A 23,000-nucleotide genomic window follows, 5' to 3' on the forward strand; every position below is an offset into this window, starting at 1 on the left:
TATAATAAAGGTGAATAGTAACAAATTTTTAAAAACAAAAAAGGTTTTTGAAATAAATTATATAATACTGTTAACAATTTTTTTAATTAAAATTAATCAATGAGTAAAAGAAAATGAGGAGAAATAGATGAGATTAGATAAACATTTAACTGAATGTGGATTAGGGAGCAGAAGCGAAGTAAAAAAAATATTGAAAACTAGAGAAATAAAGGTAAATGGAAGGATAGAAATTTCCCCGAAACTTAATATTTCCACTGATGATGTAATTTTATACAAGGGTGAAATGATAGAATATAAAGCAATGAGATATTATATCATGAATAAACCTGCTGGATATATTACGGCAACTGAGGATAGAAGAGATAAAACTGTTATGGAGATCCTGCCAGAATGGGTAATTCAAAAAAAACTTTTCCCCGTTGGAAGATTGGATAAAGATACAGAGGGACTATTACTTTTTACAAATGACGGTCCTCTTTCCCATGAATTACTTTCTCCTAAAAAACATGTGGATAAAGTTTATTATGTGGAAGCTGAAAAAAATATTACAGATGAGGATATAAAAAAATTAGAATTAGGAGTGGACATAGGTGGGTACATTACTAAACCATCTAAGTGTGAAAGGGTAGATGAAAACAAGATAAATCTCACAATAAGTGAGGGAAGATTTCATCAAGTTAAGAAGATGCTCCATGCAGTAAACAATTGTGTGGTATATTTAAAGAGAATCAAATTTGCCAGTTTAGAATTGGCAGATATGAAAATTGGAGAAGTCAGAGAAATCAATGTGGAGGAAATCTTATGAATTTTTTAATAGATATGCATACACATACAAATACCACACCTCATGCTTACAGTTCTCTGGAGGAAAACATCAGAGCTGGAAAGAAAAGAGGAATTAAAATTATTGCTAACACCATGCATGGTCCTTATCTTCAGGATTCACCTCATTGGTGGGCAATCGCCAATCAGAGAACATTACCTGATTATGTAGATGGAGTAAGAGTATTAAAAAGTGTAGAAGCGAATGTAGTAAATATAGATGGTGAGTTAGATATAAATGATAAAATAATTGAGATCTGTGACATTATTATAGGAGGTTTTCATAGTATCCCTGAATATGGAGATACCGGTGATATAAATAAAAATACCAAAGCTATTATAAATGTTATACAAAATAATGTGGTAGATATCTTAGTTCATTTGGGAAATCCAGAGTTTCCTATAGATTACGAGAAAGTAGTTATTGCAGCGAAAAAACATAATGTAGCTATAGAAATTAACAATGGATCCCTAACTACCAGCAGAGCAGGATCGAAACCAAACTGTGAAAAGATTATGGAACTTTGTTTTAAATATAAGCCTTATATATCTTTGGGGAGTGATGCACATTTTTCTACTCTTATCGGTGAATTTAGTGAAGCTATAGAATTAATAGGAACTTATAACAAAGAATTAATATTGAATACAAATGAAGATAAATTAAAGGAATTTGCTGTTCTTAGAGGTAAAAATATATAGAGGTGAGAAATATGAAAAAAATTATTATATTTACTTTTTTAGCAATTACAATTTCGACATATTCAGAAGTAAAGGAAGTAGTTAAAAATGCCGAAGGAAAAAACATTGTATTAATGGAAGATAAAACCTGGGCATTGGAAAAAGAATTTGAAAGTGTAAAAGAGTTTGAAAGCAAAGTTAAATTATCCAATGTAGATGTTTCTCCTAAAAGGAGTGATGGAAGAAGTCTTACAGGAACTGTTACAAATCAAAGTAGAAAAAAATTAGAATATGTTACCTATAATGTAAAATGGAAAATTGATGGTCAGTATTCTATTTTGAGAACATTTACTATAAAAGATCTGAATTATAGAGAAAGCAGAGAATTTAATAAAAGAATTAAGTTAGAAGGCATTCCAGGTAGAGACTATAAGGTTGAAGTTTTAGATTTTAAATGGGGAAAATAAAAAAAATAGATAAAACCTCTAAAAATAACTTTTTTTGTATATTTTTGAAATTAGAGGTTTTTTATTTTTACACAAGCATCAGTAAGTGTCAGAAGCTTATATTTAAATATAACGAGTTTCCATAAAAATAATAATAGGACTTTAGGAGGGGTTATGGAATTAATAAAAAAAGACACCAGTCTCTCGATTCCTAAAAAACGAAGAAGAAATCGAGAAAATAGCGGGACAATATTTTCTATCTATAAGTCTGAAAAAACTTTAAAAGATTATATGTTCCATTTAAATGACTTTTTAAAATACATATACGAATATGACGGGGATCTAAATCCTGATGAAACTATGAATATGATGAACAACATTGAAAAAGAAGATATAGAAGATTATCTGAAACATCTCCTCCATGAGAGAGAGTTAAAAAAAAGCTCTATCAATAAGAGTATATCATCTCTTAAGAGTCTATATAAGGAATTGGAGAAGAATGGTTATAATAATCCATTCAAATATGTCCCTCTATTTAAAACAACTAAACATAATTTAGATAACGTTCTCAAACTCTCATATGAGGAATTGAAGGAGATTATATTAAATTTTTCCGTTGTAGATGATAAGAGTTTTAGGGATCTGGTTATTTTATATACTTTATTCTATACTGGGTTGAGAAGTTCCGAGTTAATAAACTTGAAATACGAGGATATAATCGAGAGGCAGGGAAGTATAGTTTTGAGGTTGAAAGAGACGAAAAGTGGAAAAGAACAATATAAACCTCTCCATGATGAGTGTTATAAAAAAATAATGGAGTTTAAAAATTACATCATAAAGCTTTATAAAGTTGATTTGGAAGAGATATTAGATCACTATATTTTTTCTAAGAGCTTTCTTCCTAACGAGAAAATGTCCTATAATAATTTGTATAGAATCATAAAGGATAAAGGTCTCACCATAGGAAAGGATATTTCTCCACACAATATCAGGCATACAGTAGCTACAGAGTTATCTCTACGTGGTGCGGATATTTTAGAAATACGTGATTTTTTAGGACATGCCGACACCAAAGTTACCGAAGTATATATCAATGCAAAAAATATATTAGAGAAAAGAGCTATCACCAAATTACCGAAGCTGATTTGATGATAGCTTCTTTTTTTACAGACGATATTATCTCAAGTAATAATTAATTTATATACATTTATATAAATACTAAATATAATAACTGTTATATTTAGTATTGTTAAAAAAATTATAATTACTCCAAGTAATTATTGTGTTAAAACCCTTTAAAATCAATAGTTTTGCAGAGATTATATGTATGATAAACTATGTTTGTATTTTTTAAACTTAAAAGTATATTTTCTTATTTTTATAATTAGTTGAGATAATTATAATCTGTGTTGTTTGTATGATGAAGAATAAGCAAGTAGATTAACTCTAATGGAATCTACAGCTTATGTTCAGCTAGCCATGACTGTTGTGACAGCGAGAAAAAAGAGAGTTTTGTAGAAGTGAAACTAATTATCTGTTTATGGATTTTTTTATTTATCATAGAATTAAAGACCAGGATCTCCTCCCTGGTCTAAAAATAGATCTCTTTTCCAGAAGAAATTATAGAGATGAAAATATTTTCATATTTATTTTCTATTTTAATCACATAAAAGAAAATTTAAATAAACAAAAATTAAATTGTTTTTATATCATTTATATAAAAAATAAAATAACAATGTATTTTTTAAAATACATATTAAAAGAAAACAATTGATTTTTTATTCTATTATCTAGTGATTATTTCAGATAATTTTTATAAAATTGATCTTGTAATTTTGATGTTAAAAATTAAAAATCCCATTTATATATAAATATAAAGGGCGATAGTATAGTTTATTATATTTGATTTCATAAAAATAAATCTATAATTAAATTAATAGGACTTTATTTTGCTTTTTTAAATTTTCCAACAATTGATTTTTATTTTTCCATTTAAATTCATAGACTAAATATTCAATATCTAATTTTTCTAGAATTCTATTTATAGAGTTGTCATTATATATTTCGTGAGAATCTAAATTGGTGATATGATCTATTATTATTCCATATCGGTCTATTCTATTTTTAGTAACAGCTATTTTGTTTTGGTTTTCTTTTAATCTATTTTTTCTATATAAAAATGGAAAAGTAGCATTTAGATGAATTCCGCGGATATATCTTTTTAGAATTTTAGAATTTAAAATTACCTCTCCTATATATTTTTCAACTGTTTCAAAATTGTTTATATTTTTATCTGTTAATGTCAGATGGGATATATCCAGCATAATCCCTTTGTTAGAATAATTTATCTGATCTAAAAACTCTTTTGTTTCTATCTCATCTAAGAGGTCCATTCCCGGCCACCATAAATTTTCTAAAAGTAATATAGGCCCATTCTTCACATCTTTAAAAACTTCATTGAGAAGTTCCACTGTATAACCTAAAACCTCTTTATTTCCATATTTAAAATTATCGCCAAATACTTCATCCAGTCCAACATGAGCTACATGAAAAACCATATATTCCGATCCCATCTTAATGGAGTCTAAAAGTTCACTTTTATAAAAATCAACCAACCTTTGACGCCCCCATCCTCCATAAACTTCTACAGCTTTTTCCAAACTATCAAATTCTTTTATTAATTCTTCCTTATCCTCCAGCCACATATGCAGCCATGATGGAAAATATAATAGATGATGCCCAATAGCTTTTACACTCTCTATATTTTCAGGGTTATAAAATCCACCGGTCATAGTTTCTATACCATCTAATTTATATTTTTGTAAAATTCTATCCAATTCATTCCACCCATCTCCTATTTGTTCCAGATAGTTGTCAGATGCTATAAAACTAAGTAATTTTTTCATGCCTATTCCCCTTGTGATATATTTTTTTCTTTGAGGTGTTTTTCTATGGAATTCAAAACATTTCTTTTATCCAGACTCCATCTGGGTTCAATGAGAGTTTCACGACTCCCGTCTCCGGTGAGCCTGTGGATGACCATGTCTTTATCTAAAATTTTGATACCTTTTCCTATGAGATCTATATACTCCTCCTTAGTCAGAGTATGGAATTTCGTCTCTATATACAGCTTTTCTAAATTTGTATTTTGAATTATGTGTAAAAGATGAAACTTTACTCCCCATACTTTTTTCTTGACTATATATCTTATAGAATCTAACATAGTTTTGTGACTTTCATTTGGGAGTCCCAAAATAATATGAGCAACGACCTTTATGTTTTTATTGTTTAATTTCTCCATCATATTGTCAAATACATCCAGCTTCCATCCTCGATTTATCTTTATGGCTGTTTTTTCATCTGTAGTCTGTAAGCCCAATTCTACCCATAAAAAAGTTTTATTATTCAACTCCTCCAAAAGATCTAAGATCCCATCATCTATACAATCTGGTCTGGTTGCTATAGCCAATCCCACTACTCTAGGGTGAGAAAGTGCTTCCTCGTATATTTTTCTTAAATATTCTAAATCTCCATATGTATTTGTAAAATTTTGAAAATAAGCGATAACATTTCCGTGGGGGAATTTTTTACTGATCAATTTCAGTTGTTCCTCAATCTGATCTGTTATACTTTTCTTTCTAGACCCTGCAAACTCCCCGCTTCCGCTATCGCTGCAAAATATACATCCTTTTTTACTCAATGTTCCGTCTCTGTTGGGACAGGTAAATCCTCCATCCAAAGAAACTTTATATATTTTCTCTCCAAATTTTTCTCTTAAAAAATAATTTAATGAATTATATCTTTTTTCTCCCCATCTCATCTTATATTATCAGCTCCTGTTTGTTTATTCTGTCATTATACCACGTATTTAGTTAGACCTGTCTTTATTCTACAAAATATGGTAAAATTATAAGCAGATAAAATTTACGAGGTGACAAAGATGAACACAGAAATTTTCTTAATTAGACATGGGGAAACTATTTGGAACACTAAAAAATTAATACAGGGTCAGTTAGACAGTCCCTTAACAGATAATGGTATCCACCAATCTAATCTTTTATCCCAGAGGATGAAAAAAATAAATCCCGATATAATCTATACCAGTGATTTGAAGAGAGCTGTTGATACAGCGAACATAATAAATCAACATATAGATAAAGATATCATTGAAATTTCTGGAGTCAGAGAAAGACATTGGGGGATATTTCAGGGTGCTAATTGGCCAAAGATCAAGAAATTTTTTCCTACTCAATATAAGTACTATAGAAATGACAGTAAAAATTATATGATTCCAAATGGAGAATCTTATAACCAGGTTACTAAAAGAACTATGGAGAGTCTTGTGGATATTATTGAAAATCATAAAGATCAAAAAATAGTTATAGTTACACATGGTGGAGTTATCAGTCCATTGATTAGAGCTTTACTCTGCATTCCCTATGAAACACACAGAAAATTTATGATATCTAATAGCAGTATAACCAAGTTAGTTTATAATGATTTTGGGTTTTCTATAGTCTCTTTAGGTGATATAGCACACTTAGAAGGGGAAGAACAAATATTAGATGAATTGAAAGAAAATTAAAAAAAGCAAAATGATACTGTATCCAGATAGACATAATTTAGATTTTTATAAATTTTATCTCAAGATTTTTAGATACTTTGGTGATGCTCCTTATGGGTATAATTTCCTAGACTAAAAAAAGAATCACCTCAATAGAGATGATTCTTTTTTTATTTAATTTTATTTATTTTCTTCCACTTCTTCTACAGCAGTCAAAACCAATATAACTTCTCCCTCACTTAAAAGTTTTAATTCTTCTCCTACGATCTCGTAAGATGTAACTTTTTGTAAAAGTGAAGTAAATGCATATTCTTGTTGCATAGCATCTTCAGGTCCCATCATCATAGTTGATCCAATTTTGCCCATGTTAAGTTCATTGTTATTTAGTATATAGCTGCCGAAGTATCTATTGACACTTGCATCACCATTAAATTTTCCATCTTCAAACCTTAAATCAGCTTTTGAAGTAGCTGTTACATCTTTTAATTTTTCATCTGATAAATATTTAGATAACTTCCAAGTAGTTCCTGTAAACTCTTTTTGAATAACCTCTATACTTACTGAATCTGTTCCTGTTTCCATCGGCTTATTAGCAGAACACGAGATGATAAAACCTGATAATGCTAATATTAATAATACTTTTTTCATAATATACAAACCTCCCATTAGATAAACACTCTTTGGTTTAAAAATTAATTTTTTTTAATAAAATAAAGTGCATACATATATATACCATAAATTAGAAATAATTCCTAGTTATATCTAAAGTTTTACTATTTTATGAGTTTAGGTTATAATATGCTGTAAACCATTATTGAGTTAGATAGGAGGAGAAGTTTATGAACGCAGTTAAAACATTTTTATTGATGATCACTATGACATTGATATTATTATTTATAGGAGGAGCCATCGGTGGACGGAATGGTGCCATGTTTGCCCTAATATTTTCTTTTGGTATGAATATGATAAGTTATTGGAACAGCGATAAAATAGTCTTAAGAATGTATAAGGCACAAGAGGTAGAAAAAAACTCTGAAGTATATTCTATAGTAAGGGAACTAGCAGAAAGAGCGGACCTTCCTATGCCAAAGGTATATATGATCAACCAGTCACAGCCAAATGCATTTGCAACAGGAAGAAATCCAAAACATGCAGCAGTGGCAGTTACCCGTGGAATCACAGAAATTTTAGATAGAAATGAACTAAAGGGTGTTTTAGCCCATGAATTGGGTCACGTACATAATAAAGATATATTGATTGGGACTATGGCAGCATCCTTTGCCGGTGCCATTGCATACCTGGCTACTATGGCAAGATGGGCAGCTATATTTGGTGGAAGAGATGATGAAGACAAAAATCCTATAGCTCTTATTGGAATAGCTATCTTTGCTCCAATGGCAGCAATGTTAGTTCAGATGGCAATTTCACGTACCCGTGAATATAAAGCTGACAGCTATGGTGGAAAATTAGCAGGAAATCCACTCTATCTGGCTAACGCTCTGAAAAAATTAGAGATGTGGAGTACCAGAACACCTATGGATGCTAAGCCGGCAACAGCACATATGTTTATAGTAAATCCATTAAAGGGACAAAATATGGCAAAATTATTCAGCACCCATCCATCTACAAAGGATAGGATAGTAAAGTTAGAAGAACAGGCCAGACAATTATAAGGTACCCAAAAGAACGTCTTTCCAGGCGTTCTTTTTATATAGAGAATTAAAACGATCTCAATGCAGTCTCAAGCTGTCATATTGCTAATTTATTGTAATCATGTTACAATTTAAACTGGTAAAATCAATGATTATATAGGAGAAATGAATTGAAGAATAAAAAACAAAAAGGGTTTCATTCCAGAAATCCACATTCAGGAAGATATAATTTTAAATCCCTTATAAAGGACTCTAAAGGATTAAAAAAACACATAAAAAGTAACCCAAGTGGTGATAATACAATTGATTTTGGAGATGAAAAAGCAGTTCTGGAATTAAATAGGGCTCTGCTAAAATCTTATTATGGTATCGAAAATTGGGATATTCCAAAGGGATTTTTATGTCCCCCTATTCCGGGAAGAGCTGACTATATCCATCATATATCGGATCTATTGCCAAGATCTAAAAAAAATATCAAGGTTTTAGATATTGGAACCGGTGCAAATTGTATCTATCCCATTATCGGAAATAGTGCTTATGGGTGGAAGTTTATAGGTTCGGATATCGATCCTGTTTCAGTAAAAAATGCAAAGGAAATAATTCAAAAAAATAATTTAGAAGACAGTATAGTTATTAAACTTCAAAGTGATAAAAATAATTTCTTTAAAGGAATTATAGATGAAGAATATGTAGATATGACTATGTGTAACCCGCCATTTCATGCCTCTTTAAAGGAAGCGTTATCTGCCAACAAACAAAAAAGAGATAATTTGAATAAAACCAGGGCCTCTAATCTAAATGAAAAACTAAACTTTGGAGGGCAAAAAGCTGAACTTTGGTGCAAGGGAGGAGAGATCCTATTTCTGAAAAAAATGGCCAGAGAAAGTCTTTTATTTTCAAATAAGGTGGGATACTTTACTTCCCTTGTATCTAAGGGAGAAAATGTAAAACCTATGGAAAAAATCCTAAAGAAATTAGGTGCATCAGATATAAGAATTATAGAGATGGTACATGGGAATAAAATATCTAGAATTTTAGCTTGGAGTTTTAACACGAAAAAAAAATAGTACCATTTTTTTAAAAAGAGTCTTATGAGACTCTTTTTTTTGATACATTAAATTTTACCTCCAAGGATAATCACCAAAAATCACCAAGACTTCTACTCGATAAAGATTATTACATAATCTAAGAATCTTGAGATATTAGTTTATAAAATCTCATTTCCTCCTATCTAGATGAAACGTTACGTTTCTTTTATTTTTCTTGTCTAATAAAAAAAAATGATATAAACTATAGAAGTGGCAGATAAAAATTATATAGGGAGATTTAAAATGAAAAAACGATTAATACTAGGGATATTTCTTTTAATGGGGGTGTTATCTTTTAGTGAGACTTTTGTAACTACAGAGTGGTTGTCTCAAAATAAGGATAATATTAAGATTATAGATGCTAGAGGGAAAGCTTATAAACTGGGACATATACCGGGAGCTATTGAAGTAAACTGGAAATCTCTATCTGATATGGATGCTGAATTTGGATCTGAAAAATGGGGAACGGTATTAGAAATTGATAATTTATCAAAAAAGTTAAATGAATTAGGCATAAAGTCAACAGATGAAATTGTAGTTTATAGTAAAACACTAGGTGCCTGGGGAGAAGATGGCCGTGTATACTGGACGCTGCAAATGGCAGGATTTAAAAACCTTCATATACTAGATGGAGGAATAGACAAATGGAAGAGTGAAAATCGAAAGACTACATTCTCTAAAACAAAATATCCTGAAGTAACTAACTCTATAGTTAAATGGGATAATAGTAGAAATATAACAACCGATCAATTGATCAAAGAATTTAAGGATCTAGTTATAATAGATACCAGAGAGCAAGATGAATATTTAGGTGCTACTAAGTTTGGTGAAGCTAGAGGGGGACACATAAAAGGAGCTATTAATATTCCATTTAACTCATTTTTAGAAAAAGATGGGACTTTAAAGAATTCTAAAGCCATAGAGAAAATATTAAACTCAAAGGGAATTGAAAATAATATGAAGATAGTAACTTATTGTACAGCTGGAATAAGATCTGCTCATATGCAGGTTGTTTTAGAGAAATTAGGTTATAATGCAAGAAATTATGATGCTTCATTTTATAGATGGGCAGCCTTAAAGACATTAGAATTAGAAAAATAAAAACGTGATGTTGCATTCAGATGGGCATTATCTAGGGGTTTATAAATAAAAAAAGTAGAAAGCTGAATATTATTAAAGAGGTTTATATCTTATATTTTATAGGTATAAACCTCTTTTTTTATTATATTTTTTATTGAATGATTTGTTTTGACAGGTCGTTATTTTATTAATTTAATACAAAAATTATAAACCTTGTTTTTACTGGTCTCTGTTAGGTTTTATCCCTATATAATATAGATACTCTAGAATTTACAATCTTGTTATTTTATTAGGGGATTAAATGGTTATTTTACACCATTTTTGAAAGGTTTTGATGTTTTTTGAAAGAAAATGATTGAAATATATTTAGAAGTATAATATAATGATCGTAGGTGATGTGAAATGATACAAATAAAACGAGAAGAGATAATAAAGTCAATGTTAGAAATCAAAAAAACAGTGACACTAAAAGAATTAACAGAAAAATTAAAAACATCTGAATCAACAATTAGAAGAGATTTAGCAAGGATGGAAGAAAATGGAATACTAACAAGAGTTCATGGAGGAGCTCGTATATCCAATATTTCCTATGAGGAGGATCTAGTTTCCAAAACCAGTCAAAATAATGAAGCTAAAGAGAATATAGCCTTCCTTGCCTCTACCTATATAAAGGAAAATGACTGTGTATTTTTAGATGCCGGGACAACTACAGAATACCTTATAAAACATATGAGATCAAAAGATGTTACCGTAGTAACTAACGGGATCCACCATGTAAAGGAATTGTCTAAATACAAGATAAAAAGCTATTTTACAGGAGGAGCGCTAAAACATAAAACAGGTGCATTGATTGGAAAAGATGCATTGAAGACTATTGAAAGCTATAACTATGATATTTCATTTATAGGTTCTAATTCCATAGATATAAAAGCCGGTCTGACAACTCCAGATCCAGATGAGGCCCTGATAAAAGAAAAGGTTATTCAAAATTCTAAAGTTTCATATATTTTAGCAGATCATACCAAATTTAATAAAATTTCATTCTCAAAATTTGGAAATTTAGAGGAAGTAAAGATAATTACAGATACCATTATAGATGAAAGATATCATAACATAAATACAATTGAGGAGGTCATAAAATGATCTATACATTAACATTAAACCCATCTATAGACTATATAATAAATGTTGAAAATTTTGTTCCTGGAGATATAAACCTGACAAAATCAGAATATAAATTACCAGGGGGAAAAGGAATAAACGTGAGTCAGGTCCTGACTAATCTACAAACTCCTAATACAACACTAGGATTTACAGGGGGATTCACAGGAGATTTCATAAAAAAATCTCTGGATAAAAAAGATATAAATCATGACTTTATAGAAGTTTCCGGTGATACCAGGATAAATATAAAGATGAAAGATATCAACAGCGAGAGTGAGATAAATGGAAATTCTCCTGAGATATCATCAGAGGCATTAAAAAAATTAAAAGTAAAATTAGGATCATTGATAACTGGTGACACCTTAGTTCTCTCTGGCAGTGTACCAAAATCTATAAGTTCAACTATATATAAAGATATTATGACTGATATTCCCAATGGAGTAAAAGTCATATTAGATGCTAAAGGTGAGGCACTATTAGAAGGGATCAAGGGGAAACCTTATATGATAAAACCTAACAATCACGAATTAGGTGATATATTTGATGTAAAATTAGATTCTATAGAAGATACAATTCTATATGGTAAAAAATTACTTGATTTGGGAGCTCAAAATATAATTGTTTCAATGGCTGGAGACGGAGCACTTCTTATAACTCCTACAGCTTCATATATAGCCAATGCTCCAAAAGGGAAATTAGTTAATTCTGTAGGTGCAGGTGATTCTTTAGTAGCCGGCTTTACCTGCGGTGTTTATAAGGGCCTGGATATTTTAAAGGCATTTAAATTAGGTATTGCATGTGGAAGTGCGTCAGCATTTTCAGAAAATTTATGTACAGAAATAGAAGTAGAAAGGTTGTTGAAGGAGGTGAAAATAGAACAAATTATAGAAACACCATAAAAGAAAAGTTTAATTATTAATCTATACCATAAGGGGGAAGAATATGAAAATTACAGATTTAATAAACGAAAGTAGTATTACTTTGGATTTAAAAGGAATAAACAAAGGTGAAGTTATAAACGAACTATGTGAACTACACTATAAAAATAATAATATTAATAACTTAGAAGGATATATGAAGGATATCTTAAAGAGGGAATCCCAGAGTTCAACAGGATTAGAAGAGGGAATAGCTATTCCCCATGCAAAATCTAAATATGTAACAAATCCATCTTTAGTGTTAGGAATTTCAAAGGATGGAATAGACTATGATTCTTTAGACGGAGAACCTAGCAACTTACTCTTTATGATTGCAGCTCCAGAAAATGCAAGCGATACCCATATAGAAACACTCTCTAAGTTAACTACATTTCTAATTGATGATGATTTTAGAGAAGCTATTTTAAATGCTGAAACTCCTGAAAAAATTATCTCTTTAATCAATAAAAAAGAGGTAGAAGAGGACGGAAATATAAATTTAGAAGTAGAAGCAGCAAAGGGAAGTATCTTAGCAGTAACTGGGTGTCCTACAGGAATAGCTCATACATATATGGCAGCAGATGCACTGAAAAAGAAAGCTGTAGAGATGGGAATAAATATCAAGGTAGAAACGAATGGTTCTACAGGGATAAAGAATAAGCTTACTGAAGAAGAGATCCATAGTGCTGCAGGTATCATTGTAGCCGCTGATAAAGCTATAGAAATGAATAGATTTGACGGAAAACCTGTACTTATCGTTCCTGTAAAAGATGGGATCAAGAGACCGGAAGAATTGATTAATAGTGCTCCCAAGTCTCCTATATATAGAACAGATCAGAATAAAAAATCCAGTAATGACAACGCTCCTAAAAGAAGCGGATTTTATAAACATCTGATGAATGGAGTATCGAATATGCTGCCATTCGTTGTAGGAGGAGGTATCTTAATTGCTGTTTCATTCATGTTTGGAATAAAAGCTTTTGATCCTGCAGATCCCAATTTCAATAAATTTGCAAAATTCTTGATGGATATAGGAGGGGGAGGAGCATTTGCACTGATGGTTCCAATCTTAGCCGGTTTTATCGGAATGAGTATTGCAGATAGACCCGGATTCATGCCTGCCATGGTTGGTGGAATGATGGCCAATTCTAATGGCGGTGGATTCTTAGGAGGACTATTAGCTGGTTTCATAGGTGGTTATGTTGTTAACTTTATTAAAAAATCAACTTCTAATATGCCGGAATCTATGGAAGGATTAAAACCAATATTAATCTTCCCTGTATTAGGGTTATTTATCACAGGTGGAATAATGACAATTATTTTAGGACCTATAGCCTCTATAAACAGTGGAATGGTAACTTTCCTTAATGGACTGGGAACAAATAACTTAATTGTATTAGGAATAGTATTAGGTGGAATGATGGCAGTAGATATGGGTGGGCCTATCAACAAAGCGGCATTTACCTTTGGTATTGCAGCTATCGCTTCTGGAAACTATGCTCCCCATGCAGCTGTTATGGCTGGTGGAATGGTACCACCATTAGGAATAGCTATAGCTACAGTATTATTTAAAAATAAATTTACAGACGAAGAGAAAAACTCCGGTAAAACTAACTTTATATTAGGAGCTTCATTTATCACAGAGGGAGCTATACCATTTGCAGCAGCAGATCCACTAAAGATCATTCCTGCATGTATAATTGGTTCTGCCCTTGCTGGTGGAATGGCTATGTATTTTGGAACAGAATTACCTGCTCCTCACGGTGGATTATTTGTTATCCCTATCATAACTCATCCAATGATGTATCTTCTTTCAGTAGTTACAGGTTCACTTGCAACTGCAGGTATAATAGGTACTCTGAAAAAAGAGATCTAAAAAGCAACGTGACGGTTGCATCCAGACAGGGACAATATAGATTTTAATAAGTCTTTATTTTTCCAATAAATTTTGCTGATTTAATATCTTAAATAATAATAAAAAGTGTCGAGAAATTCTCGACACTTTTTTTAGATCTCTAGACGTTACCTTGCTTATTTTCCATCCCATGGATTTATCACTTTTTTTCTAGCTTCCATCTTCTCACTTGTTGATAATTGATAGTATCCTTCTACGATTCCACTGTCAAATCCACCATACTCTGGATTCGGTAAAACTATAAATTTACTTCCATAATTGTCTTTCATATCTTCTACATGATTTTTTCTGTCTATATTTAGTTTATGATGAACCACACTATCAAAATCATCCAGATTATCTCCACCTAAAAGAACTATTGTATATCCTTTATCCTCTATACTCTTTAACCTCGGTGCCTTATTAGATGTAGTAGTTTTTCCTAATACATGGTCCTTGTCTGCAAAGGGAGCTCCTATCTTCTTTAAATTTTCTATTGTGGGTATTGTTAACTCAGCACTTCTATTTGAAACATAGAACACTTCAAAACCTAACTCCTTTGCAGTTTTTATAAAGTCTACAGACCCCGGAACTTCTGTTGCCTCTTTTGCATTTACCCACCTTGCCCAGTCTTTAGAACTGTATAGTTTATGGTTAACGGCCTGCCATGCAGCAAATGCACTATTATCTAATACCGTTTCATCTAAATCTAAGACTACAGCTAATTTTTCACCTTTATTTTGGGGGTCTTTTGCTATTTCTTTTAGATAAGATTTCCCAGAGTTGTATGCCTGATGGGTCAATGCTCTATACTCTCCTGAATCCCTTACCCAGACTGTTCCAAGTACCGATTGATTGGCAAACTCGGCTGTATCATTATTCTCATTGGATATTATACTGATTTTTGCAGTTGGTTCAGATACTTTTGTTTTAGCAGTTGTGCAAGCTGTCCCTAATGTTAATAATGCTGCAATTAATAAAATTTTCTTTTTCATTCTGCCTCCTATAAACTTAAATTTTAATTAAGTGTAACATAGGGAAAAATAAATTACAATAAGGCCGTTTATTCATAATAAAAATAAAGGAAAAGTGAGGAGTCTGTTGAAAATTACTAGATCAGTATAAAAAAACTAATCATATATTAAGGAAATCTTTTCTCGATATATGATTGATTCTATAAATAATTTTGAAATTTAATTAATTTTATAATATACTATACTTACGAGAAAATAATACCGGGGGGTTAGGAGATGAGAAAAAAGAAAAAAATCAGAATAAGAAGTAATTCAGCAGCTAGAAAGGGAGGATTTCTAAAATTCATATTTTTTCTTATAATTATATTCCTAGTTTTCTATGTATTTTTCAAATTAATATAATATTTACCCTTAAAAATAAAGAAATAATAAAAGGCACTTAGAATTTTTTCTAAGTGCCTTTCTCAGTTTTTAATAAACATATTAAAGATAAAAATTAACTATAACTCCATCTTTTCATATTTTTTCATTATCTTTTCTAAATTCTGTCTCTCTTCTAGAGATAGTTTCTCCTCAAAATATTTTTCTACATCATCCAATAAAATATGTTTTTCCTGGAGATCTAATAAAAATTTTACAGCCTCATCTGGTTTTTTTGTAAAGTTAGTAAATCTAGTTTCAATCTCTAAGAGGATATAGATATCATTTTTAAAGTGATATTTAAGGCCCTCCAGCAAATAACAAAACCCCAATATTTCCAATTCTTCTACTGGGTTACTCTCAACTTTTTCATAGTCTATCTTGTCTATCTGTTCTTTAAATGTCCCGAAACTTTTATACATTCCCCTTTCAATCCCATTTTTTTTGGCACTTAATATCTTTTGCCCTGTTTCAGCTAGAGATTGATCATCTTTAAAGAAATTTATCTCTATACCCAGATCAAAAGCAAAACCTATTATAGTTTTATGTTCTAACATCTCTTCCAAAAATTCTAAATTTCCCTTCCCTATCCCAATCTCATCAGAGATTGAACACTGTATATTTTCTAAAGCCTCCCTTATCTCCTGTACTGACATACCAATTAATTTAATCATATAAAAAACCACCTATTTCTTTTTAAGATATTTTCTTGTGTCTAAACCTACAGCTATGATAATGATCAATCCTTTTATAATATACTGCCAATATGGACTGATACCTATATATGTCAGACCGTAATTTATAACAGTAAAGATTATAACTCCTGTTACTACCCCGCTGATCCTACCGACTCCCCCGCTAAAGGAAACTCCACCAACGACACAGGCTGCGATAGCATCTAATTCATACATAAATCCAATATTATTTGTAGCTGATCCGATCCTTCCTGCTTCTAAAAATCCCCCTACAGCATAAAAAATTCCAGAAAGGATATATACCTTTAACAGATTATTTCTTACATTTACTCCGGAAACTGCTGCTGCTTCAGGATTTCCACCAATAGCAAATATGTTTTTACCAAATTTAGTTTTATTCCACAATACCCAAGTAATAACAGTTGCAATAGTAGCGTAGATTATCAAATATGAAAAACGGTATCCTGATATCCTAAAAACACCCTGGGTAAACTTTGAAAACCGGGGATCAAAGGATGCTACTGGAGATGCTCCTATTAGATCAAAATATAATGAATTAGCACCATATACAATGATCATAGAACCTAAGGTTGCTATAAACGGCGTTACATGAAAAATCGCTATAACTATCCCATTTAATAATCCAACTATAGCACCGATTATTATAACTAATAATAAAACTACCATTAGAGGCATCTCTCCTATATTAGGAAACACCTTAGTTGCAGCACTGGTAGATTGCAGAAGTGATGCCGATATCAGAGCAGCCATTCCAACTTGACGTCCTGCAGACAGATCTGTTCCCTGGGTTACAATAAGACCGGCAACTCCTAAGGCAATAATTATTCTAACTGATGACTGGGTCAATATATTGGTTAAATTTCTAACCGATAAAAACGTCGGTTCCTTCATAACTATAAATACCAGTAAAGCTATCAATACCAGGTATATCGCGTTTTCTGTTCCCCAATTCTTTACTTTTTTCTTATCCATATTTCCTCCAAATATTATAAAAATTTAGCTGACAAGGTCATTATTTCTTCTTGTGTGGTTTTATTTGTATCTACTATCCCTGCTATCCTTCCATTACTCATAACCAGTATCCTGTCGGTTGTACCCATGAGCTCTGGCATCTCAGATGAAATTATTATTATTCCCTTATCTTTTTTTGCCAGTTCATTCATAAGTTGATATATTTCAAACTTAGCTCCTACATCTATCCCCCTAGTCGGCTCATCCAACATCAATATTTCAGGATTTGTAAGTAACCACCTTCCAATGATAACCTTTTGCTGATTCCCCCCAGACAGACTTCCAATATGGGTTTTTTGAGTAGGAGTTTTCACCCTCATACTGTCTATAACCCACTCTGTATCTACTTTCATCTTTTTATCATCTAAAAAATGTCCAAGCCCTTGATAAATATCAACATTTGATATAACAGAATTAAAGGTTATATCCAACCCTGCAAAGATTCCTGTAGATCTTCTTTCCTCTGTAACTAGTGCAAACCCGTTTTTTATAGCTTCATGGGGATTTTTATTATTAACAACCTTGCCGTCTAATATTATTACCCCTGTTTCCCTTTCCCTCATTCCAAAGATAGATTCCAATATCTCAGTTCTTTTAGCTCCTACCAGCCCCGCTATTCCCAGGATCTCCCCTTTACGTAGTTTAAAGTTTATACCTTTGAAGGATGGCTGTTGTTTAGCTGTAAAGTCTTTTATCTCCAAGATTACTTCTTTAGGAACATTGGTTTTAGGAGGGAATCTTTCACTGAGATCCCTTCCTACCATCATATTAATAATGATGTCTGTAGTAAGGTCTTTGGAGTTATCGGTAGAGATCCATTTTCCATCTCTCATAACAGTCACTTCATCAGCTATCTCCAAGATTTCCTCCATCTTATGGGATATATATATGATTCCGCATCCTCTATCCCTTAACTTATTGATAATTTTAAATAGGTGGGTCACCTCTTTTTCTGTCAATGAAGACGTAGGCTCATCCATCACTATAATTTTGGAATCGTAGGAGACAGCCTTTGCTATCTCTAACATCTGCATCTCTGAAACAGACAATTCTCCGACCTTCTTCTTTGGATCTATATCGATATCCAATTCATCAAATATTTTTTTGGTATCATCATACATCTTCTTCTCATCTATAAAAAAACCTTTTTGAGGATACCTTCCAAGCCATATATTATCCATAACATTTCTCTGTAACACTTGATTTAACTCCTGATGAACCATAGATACTCCACTGTCTAAAGCCTCTTTAGGAGAGGTGAAATTTATTTCTTTTCCGCAAAATATAATCTCTCCATGATCTTTTCGATAGATACCAAAAAGACATTTCATCAGGGTAGATTTTCCTGCTCCATTTTCTCCCATAAGTGCGTGAACACTAGCCTTCTTTATTTGAATGGTAACCTTATCCAGAGCTTTTACTCCCGGAAACTCCTTGGTTATTTCCTTCATCTCCAAAAGAAATTTTTCTTCCATTTTTAAGATCCTCCTCCTATAAAATAAAGCTGGGTGATAAAACCCAGCTTAAATATATTATTTAAAATCCGCAAGATTATCTTTGTCTACACCTATATAAGGGACTCTTACAGCTTTTTTATCATCTAATTTCCACTCTGTTCCTTCAAGGGGCTCTTTCCCCACAGCTAAGTTATAAGAAAGGTCAAAGGTAGCTTGGGCTTGGTTTTTAGCATCATTTAAAACAGTTCCCTCTAATTCTCCCCTTTCAACCATTGCAAGAGCTTCTGGAAGAGCATCTATTCCGAATACCGGTATATCCGATCTTCCGGCTGCTTTTAATGACTCTATTGCTCCGAATGCCATCCCATCATTATTTGCTATAACTACCTCAATCTTATCTTTATTAGGGCCTGCAATCCATGCATCCATCTTATCTTTAGCCATTGCTGTATCCCACATTGCTGTATCTAAATGTAATGCTTCTGTATCTATACCTTTTTCATTTAAAGTCTTTACTGCCCATTCAGTTCTGGCTTCAGCATCTGGATGACCAGGTTCTCCTTTTAGCAATACAAATTGAATCTTTCCATCTTTATTTAAATCCCATTTATCACTGTTATTCATCCAGTGCTTGGCAATGAGTTCACCTTGAATTACCCCTGACTCCTTAGAATCTGTTCCCACATAGTATACTTTGTCATATGAATTCATATCTTTTTGAGATGGTTCCTTATTGAAAAAGACCACTGGTTTATTTTCTTCCTTAGCTTTATTGATAATAGTCGAGGCAGAAGCAGGGTCTACTAAGTTTACAGCTAAAACATCCATTCCCTTAGATAAAAATACATCTATTTGATCATTTTGAGTAGACTGGTTATTTTGTGAATCTACCAGATCAAGTTTGATTCCTTTGGCACTTGATATTTTACCCAGATCTTGTCTCAACACAGACATAAAGTTATCGTCAAACTTATAAATAGCTACTCCGATCTTAGGTGCACTTTCACCCTCTGTAGTTGCTGATTTTTCATTTCCACCACAAGCTGTTATCGCTGCTACCATTGCCATTACTGCAAATATTTTCTTCATATAGATCCCCCTAAATTTTATTTTTAATACAATACCCTTTAATAAAATTTACCCCATGATTTTTTAAATGTCAAATCATTTTTAACTGAGTTAATAAAGTTATTTTCATTTTTATGTATATATAACATATATGATTTTTTGTTTTTCTTTACCTATAGGATATTAGGAGGATCTTTTAAAGCTATTATTTATTTATTTTAATTTTAAATACTTTTTTTATAGTACGAAAAAGTTATTTTATAGTAAAAAATCATCAACAAAACTAATAATCACTGATTTATCAATTTAATATATATATTTTTAATATAGTGAAAAAATTGATATTATACTTGTATAAATAAGATTTCAATAGGAGGAAATAAAAATGGCAAGAATTAAAAGAGCAGGAATAAACTTTTTAAACTTTTTCAGAGCAGAGGAGATCTTACCAGCTGAATTTAAAGGACATCATGAATTAGAAAACTTCGATAAGATTCAAAACACAGAATTTTATATCAACTTCTAAGAAGAATTTCAAAAGAGAGATCGCAGATTAGTTTGAATCTGAGATCTCTTTTTTCATATCTATTTCATATATAAAGAAAGTTAGGAAAAATCTAACTGCAAGGGTCATCACCATAATTCTAATAATTTTTTCAGAAATTAAGAATTATGAGAGAAACTCGCTTTGCTCAGACAATCGGATATTTTCCTAAACTTTCTATACATATTCCATTTACGATATTTTTAAAATGTCGATTTTAATAATAATAGCCCTTATTTACTTCTCTCTTAATTTCTTAGACTCCCTAATAGCCTTTTTCTTATTTTTGTATTCTTCAAAATACATATTAGAATGTTTTGACCCATATCAAATTTTATGATGTCCATATTTCTTTAAGGGTTTCAAATATATTTTGTTTTTCTTCTTTCTTCTTTTCTGCTTTTTCTTTCTCTTTCTGTAATTTTTTATATTCTTTAAGAGCTTTTCTTCTATCCTTTTTATATTCTTCCAACGGACCTAAATATATGGTTTTTTCAGTATCTATATTCAATCCATCAAGAAAAAGGTTTACTTTTGTTATAAATATGTATTTTTTGAATTTTACAGGAGGGACATCTACGATTCTTGTCCCGTCAACTTTAACCTTACCAAAATATATCTCCATACCATCATCTGTAACATTAGGAACAGTTTCATCTAATCTAACCACTTGACTTTTTAAAGGGATATTCCAGTTATACTCTACCCCTCCAGAATGACTCTTAATGACAATATTGTCTTTTGAAATAGGTAAATAGTATTCTTTATCCTTATATATTACTTTAATTTTATCACTTAATACCTCAACATGTTTTGATCTGTAAGCTTTGCCATCTATTACTTCATACTCATTAGGTGCTATAACTACATATGATAAAGAAGTCTTTTCATCATATTTATCCATGATCCCTCCGTATATATATATATATATTTCTCATATTCTTTATTTGGAGTATAACTAATTGGCTGGTCATCGAAAGAATATTCTTTGAATGTGGTACTGCATCCCGATAAAATTAGTATTAAAAATATTAAGACTGATTTTAATATTTTTTTCATTTATTTTCCTCCTTTTTCTATAAATTCTTTTATTTTTCCCGAAATATGTTTTGCCTTCTCTCCTTTTCCCCGCTTAATACTGTTTGGTCTTTCATATTTTATTTCTCCATTTTTATCAGTAGTTTTTACCATATCAAAGTGATAGTTTTTCATTGGATGATATTTATCTCCTCTCGTTGTCACCTCATTCCCTGTAATATATTTTAAGATATCGCCTTCATTAAACAGAACATTTACATGTTCTTCTCCTACTATATCTTCTATATCTTTTAGATCTTTTTCTGTTACTGCACTTCCTGCAAACACCAGTTCACCTACATTTTCCCTTATCAGTTTTTTTCCTTCTTCGGTTTTATTCAATGTCTTTAGTACTTGAGTTAACTTTATTGTCCCTTGACTATGTGCCATCATACCATTTAATAATGATGGTTGTTCTTTAATAATATCTGTTAAATCTTTTGCATTAATATTACTCCCCATCAATATCCCTACTTTTCCTACTGCAGATTCTATAACATCCGCTATAATACCATTTGTCGGGTTATGTATAGATAACATATGGATAGTTTCACCATTTGTTATCGCATCTAAATTTTCTTCTGAAATAGTCCCGTTAAATGTACCTTCTACTGCCCCTTCCAGTGTGTTTCCTATCCCATTTAATGATACCCTTATATCAGGATTGTTTTTTTTGATCTCTTCATATTCTTCCTTTGTTATTACTTGAGTTACTACTTTTAGCTGTGCTACCCCATCTTTGTATAATGATTCCCCATTTTCATCTTTGACAGCTTCAACCATATTGACATACAATTTTTCTTGACCTCTTACAATAGCATCAGATTCTCCTAAGATACCTCCATTTGTTGCTTTTGTTGGAACAATCCCTAAGGTTTCATTGAATAATTTTTTATCAACTATTTTTTCAATTTCGCCATATGTCTTTTTAAACCCTTCTTCCATCTCTTCTTCCAGATTGTATTTCCCACCTGTTGCAGTGTCTAAATCTTTTCCAAGGGTTTTCCCATGTTCTCCCATTATATCTTGTACTTCACTCCACTCTCTTACCTCAGAATCATACTCAGCATTTATACTATCCACAGTGACATCTTTTGTTACCTCTTGCCCCTTACTTTCATCTCTGTTGATATCAGGGTTTTGTTCCTTTCCTCCTACTATTACTTTTCCATCTCCTATAGTTGCCCGTGTGGTTTGTTCCCTATCTAGAGCACCATAATTTCCTCCTACACTTCCTTCATATTCGCTTCCACCTTCTATTTTGTTTCTTGATAAATTACCATTTATCCCTATATCTATCCCCTTATCTTTATCTTTTATATCTGTAAAAGTTAAACTTCCAGTATCAAGAGTAGTATTTTCTCCTTTGGAGGCTTTAGATAATTTATACCTTTTATTAGAACTCCCAACTATCATTGAGAGTTCTGT

General features: G+C 31.5%; 23 protein-coding genes. 12 read left to right on the forward strand and 11 right to left on the reverse strand.

All coding sequences use genetic code 11. From position 1 onward, the window contains the following. Positions 1-127 precede the first annotated feature (127 nt). From NRK67_13085 to NRK67_13100, 4 genes are all read left to right on the forward strand, one after another. Positions 128-805: a 16S rRNA pseudouridine(516) synthase gene (locus NRK67_13085; GenBank protein UUV18216.1), complete on the forward strand. Its 678-nt coding sequence runs from the start codon at positions 128-130 to the stop codon at positions 803-805. Continuing rightward, positions 802-1,521, forward strand: coding sequence for a PHP domain-containing protein (locus tag NRK67_13090; protein UUV18217.1), 720 nt, complete (start codon positions 802-804; stop codon positions 1,519-1,521). The genes NRK67_13085 and NRK67_13090 overlap by 4 nt, the downstream gene beginning before the upstream one ends. A gap of 11 nt (positions 1,522-1,532) precedes the next feature. Then, positions 1,533-1,967, forward strand: coding sequence for a hypothetical protein (locus NRK67_13095; protein UUV18218.1), 435 nt, complete (start codon positions 1,533-1,535; stop codon positions 1,965-1,967). A 153-nt stretch (positions 1,968-2,120) separates the two neighbouring features. Beyond that, entirely contained in the window at positions 2,121-3,095 is a 975-nt protein-coding gene (locus NRK67_13100) for a tyrosine-type recombinase/integrase (protein UUV18219.1), read from the forward strand. A 779-nt stretch (positions 3,096-3,874) separates the two neighbouring features. Here the strand turns inward: NRK67_13100 and NRK67_13105 are convergent. Then, entirely contained in the window at positions 3,875-4,852 is a 978-nt protein-coding gene (locus NRK67_13105; protein UUV18220.1) for a TIM barrel protein, read from the reverse strand. Positions 4,853-4,854: 2 nt separating this feature from the next. After that, a complete protein-coding gene (locus NRK67_13110; GenBank protein UUV18221.1) occupies positions 4,855-5,766 on the reverse strand; it encodes a TIGR01212 family radical SAM protein in 912 nt (303 codons plus the stop codon). 120 nt (positions 5,767-5,886) lie between these two features. On the opposite strand from NRK67_13110, the gene NRK67_13115 reads away from it, so the two are divergent. Next, complete coding sequence (locus NRK67_13115; protein UUV18222.1) at positions 5,887-6,531, forward strand: histidine phosphatase family protein; 645 nt, start codon at positions 5,887-5,889, stop codon at positions 6,529-6,531. A gap of 159 nt (positions 6,532-6,690) precedes the next feature. Here NRK67_13115 and NRK67_13120 read toward each other — a convergent pair whose 3' ends face one another. After that, positions 6,691-7,158: an META domain-containing protein gene (locus NRK67_13120; GenBank protein UUV18223.1), complete on the reverse strand. Its 468-nt coding sequence runs from the start codon at positions 7,156-7,158 to the stop codon at positions 6,691-6,693. Between the two features lie 191 nt (positions 7,159-7,349). On the opposite strand from NRK67_13120, the gene htpX reads away from it, so the two are divergent. The 6 genes from htpX (at position 7,350) to NRK67_13150 (ending at position 14,287) form a co-directional block, all read left to right on the forward strand. Beyond that, positions 7,350-8,183 (forward strand): zinc metalloprotease HtpX, encoded by an 834-nt coding sequence (gene htpX, locus NRK67_13125; protein UUV18224.1) that lies wholly within the window; start codon positions 7,350-7,352, stop codon positions 8,181-8,183. 149 nt (positions 8,184-8,332) lie between these two features. Then, entirely contained in the window at positions 8,333-9,229 is an 897-nt protein-coding gene (gene rlmF / locus NRK67_13130) for a 23S rRNA (adenine(1618)-N(6))-methyltransferase RlmF (GenBank protein UUV18225.1), read from the forward strand. A gap of 264 nt (positions 9,230-9,493) precedes the next feature. Then, positions 9,494-10,351 (forward strand): rhodanese-like domain-containing protein, encoded by an 858-nt coding sequence (locus tag NRK67_13135; protein ID UUV18226.1) that lies wholly within the window; start codon positions 9,494-9,496, stop codon positions 10,349-10,351. A 381-nt stretch (positions 10,352-10,732) separates the two neighbouring features. Then, complete coding sequence (locus NRK67_13140) at positions 10,733-11,473, forward strand: DeoR/GlpR family DNA-binding transcription regulator (protein UUV18227.1); 741 nt, start codon at positions 10,733-10,735, stop codon at positions 11,471-11,473. Next, positions 11,470-12,393 (forward strand): 1-phosphofructokinase, encoded by a 924-nt coding sequence (gene pfkB / locus NRK67_13145; GenBank protein UUV18228.1) that lies wholly within the window; start codon positions 11,470-11,472, stop codon positions 12,391-12,393. Before NRK67_13140 ends, pfkB begins: the two co-directional genes overlap by 4 nt. A 43-nt stretch (positions 12,394-12,436) precedes the next feature. After that, positions 12,437-14,287, forward strand: a complete 1,851-nt coding sequence (locus tag NRK67_13150) for a fructose-specific PTS transporter subunit EIIC (protein ID UUV18229.1) — start codon at positions 12,437-12,439, stop codon at positions 14,285-14,287. 155 nt (positions 14,288-14,442) lie between these two features. Here the strand turns inward: NRK67_13150 and NRK67_13155 are convergent, their stop codons facing one another. The 5 genes from NRK67_13155 to mglB all read right to left on the reverse strand — a co-directional run bounded on the left by NRK67_13155 (position 14,443) and on the right by mglB (position 19,972). Then, positions 14,443-15,300 (reverse strand): 5'-nucleotidase, lipoprotein e(P4) family, encoded by an 858-nt coding sequence (locus tag NRK67_13155; GenBank protein UUV18230.1) that lies wholly within the window; start codon positions 15,298-15,300, stop codon positions 14,443-14,445. 479 nt (positions 15,301-15,779) lie between these two features. Next, positions 15,780-16,373, reverse strand: coding sequence for a hypothetical protein (locus tag NRK67_13160; protein UUV18231.1), 594 nt, complete (start codon positions 16,371-16,373; stop codon positions 15,780-15,782). Between the two features lie 12 nt (positions 16,374-16,385). Then, positions 16,386-17,387 (reverse strand): galactose/methyl galactoside ABC transporter permease MglC, encoded by a 1,002-nt coding sequence (gene mglC / locus NRK67_13165; GenBank protein UUV18232.1) that lies wholly within the window; start codon positions 17,385-17,387, stop codon positions 16,386-16,388. A gap of 14 nt (positions 17,388-17,401) precedes the next feature. Next, a complete protein-coding gene (gene mglA, locus NRK67_13170; GenBank protein UUV18233.1) occupies positions 17,402-18,901 on the reverse strand; it encodes a galactose/methyl galactoside ABC transporter ATP-binding protein MglA in 1,500 nt (499 codons plus the stop codon). 57 nt (positions 18,902-18,958) lie between these two features. After that, a complete protein-coding gene (mglB, locus tag NRK67_13175; protein UUV18234.1) occupies positions 18,959-19,972 on the reverse strand; it encodes a galactose/glucose ABC transporter substrate-binding protein MglB in 1,014 nt (337 codons plus the stop codon). 364 nt (positions 19,973-20,336) lie between these two features. Here mglB and NRK67_13180 point away from each other — a divergent pair, with 364 nt between their 5' ends. Next, positions 20,337-20,477 carry a hypothetical protein gene (locus NRK67_13180; protein UUV18235.1) on the forward strand — a complete coding sequence of 47 codons (141 nt, stop codon included), beginning with the start codon at positions 20,337-20,339 and terminating at the stop codon, positions 20,475-20,477. A 352-nt stretch (positions 20,478-20,829) separates the two neighbouring features. On the opposite strand, the gene NRK67_13185 is transcribed toward NRK67_13180, so the two are convergent. Genes NRK67_13185 through NRK67_13195 form a run of 3 tightly spaced genes read right to left on the reverse strand, consistent with a single transcriptional unit; the run spans position 20,830 to position 22,988 of the window. Further along, positions 20,830-21,399: a hypothetical protein gene (locus tag NRK67_13185; GenBank protein ID UUV18236.1), complete on the reverse strand. Its 570-nt coding sequence runs from the start codon at positions 21,397-21,399 to the stop codon at positions 20,830-20,832. Next, the gene (locus NRK67_13190) at positions 21,360-21,554 is read right to left on the reverse strand and encodes a hypothetical protein (GenBank protein UUV18237.1); all 195 of its coding nucleotides are present in this window, start codon (positions 21,552-21,554) and stop codon (positions 21,360-21,362) included. Before NRK67_13190 ends, NRK67_13185 begins: the two co-directional genes overlap by 40 nt. Further along, a complete protein-coding gene (locus NRK67_13195) occupies positions 21,555-22,988 on the reverse strand; it encodes a hypothetical protein (protein ID UUV18238.1) in 1,434 nt (477 codons plus the stop codon). It lies immediately after the preceding gene. Positions 22,989-23,000 lie beyond the last annotated feature (12 nt).

It is taken from the genome of Fusobacteria bacterium ZRK30, assembly GCA_024628785.1.
Lineage (GTDB): Bacteria > Fusobacteriota > Fusobacteriia > Fusobacteriales > Fusobacteriaceae > Psychrilyobacter.

Bases quoted from the DNA above. Each gene is read 5' to 3' on its own strand.
- NRK67_13085 (UUV18216.1), top strand. From the start codon at position 128: ATGAGATTAGATAAACATTTAACTGAATGTGGATTAGGGAGCAGAAGC.
- NRK67_13090 (UUV18217.1), top strand. From the start codon at position 802: ATGAATTTTTTAATAGATATGCATACACATACAAATACCACACCTCAT.
- NRK67_13095 (UUV18218.1), top strand. From the start codon at position 1,533: ATGAAAAAAATTATTATATTTACTTTTTTAGCAATTACAATTTCGACA.
- NRK67_13100 (UUV18219.1), top strand. From the start codon at position 2,121: ATGGAATTAATAAAAAAAGACACCAGTCTCTCGATTCCTAAAAAACGA.
- NRK67_13105 (UUV18220.1), bottom strand. From the start codon at position 4,852: ATGAAAAAATTACTTAGTTTTATAGCATCTGACAACTATCTGGAACAA.
- NRK67_13110 (UUV18221.1), bottom strand. From the start codon at position 5,766: ATGAGATGGGGAGAAAAAAGATATAATTCATTAAATTATTTTTTAAGA.
- NRK67_13115 (UUV18222.1), top strand. From the start codon at position 5,887: ATGAACACAGAAATTTTCTTAATTAGACATGGGGAAACTATTTGGAAC.
- NRK67_13120 (UUV18223.1), bottom strand. From the start codon at position 7,158: ATGAAAAAAGTATTATTAATATTAGCATTATCAGGTTTTATCATCTCG.
- htpX (UUV18224.1), top strand. From the start codon at position 7,350: ATGAACGCAGTTAAAACATTTTTATTGATGATCACTATGACATTGATA.
- NRK67_13135 (UUV18226.1), top strand. From the start codon at position 9,494: ATGAAAAAACGATTAATACTAGGGATATTTCTTTTAATGGGGGTGTTA.
- NRK67_13140 (UUV18227.1), top strand. From the start codon at position 10,733: ATGATACAAATAAAACGAGAAGAGATAATAAAGTCAATGTTAGAAATC.
- pfkB (UUV18228.1), top strand. From the start codon at position 11,470: ATGATCTATACATTAACATTAAACCCATCTATAGACTATATAATAAAT.
- NRK67_13150 (UUV18229.1), top strand. From the start codon at position 12,437: ATGAAAATTACAGATTTAATAAACGAAAGTAGTATTACTTTGGATTTA.
- NRK67_13155 (UUV18230.1), bottom strand. From the start codon at position 15,300: ATGAAAAAGAAAATTTTATTAATTGCAGCATTATTAACATTAGGGACA.
- NRK67_13160 (UUV18231.1), bottom strand. From the start codon at position 16,373: ATGATTAAATTAATTGGTATGTCAGTACAGGAGATAAGGGAGGCTTTA.
- mglC (UUV18232.1), bottom strand. From the start codon at position 17,387: ATGGATAAGAAAAAAGTAAAGAATTGGGGAACAGAAAACGCGATATAC.
- mglA (UUV18233.1), bottom strand. From the start codon at position 18,901: ATGGAAGAAAAATTTCTTTTGGAGATGAAGGAAATAACCAAGGAGTTT.
- mglB (UUV18234.1), bottom strand. From the start codon at position 19,972: ATGAAGAAAATATTTGCAGTAATGGCAATGGTAGCAGCGATAACAGCT.
- NRK67_13180 (UUV18235.1), top strand. From the start codon at position 20,337: ATGGCAAGAATTAAAAGAGCAGGAATAAACTTTTTAAACTTTTTCAGA.
- NRK67_13185 (UUV18236.1), bottom strand. From the start codon at position 21,399: ATGGATAAATATGATGAAAAGACTTCTTTATCATATGTAGTTATAGCA.
- NRK67_13190 (UUV18237.1), bottom strand. From the start codon at position 21,554: ATGAAAAAAATATTAAAATCAGTCTTAATATTTTTAATACTAATTTTA.
- NRK67_13195 (UUV18238.1), bottom strand. From the start codon at position 22,988: ATGATAGTTGGGAGTTCTAATAAAAGGTATAAATTATCTAAAGCCTCC.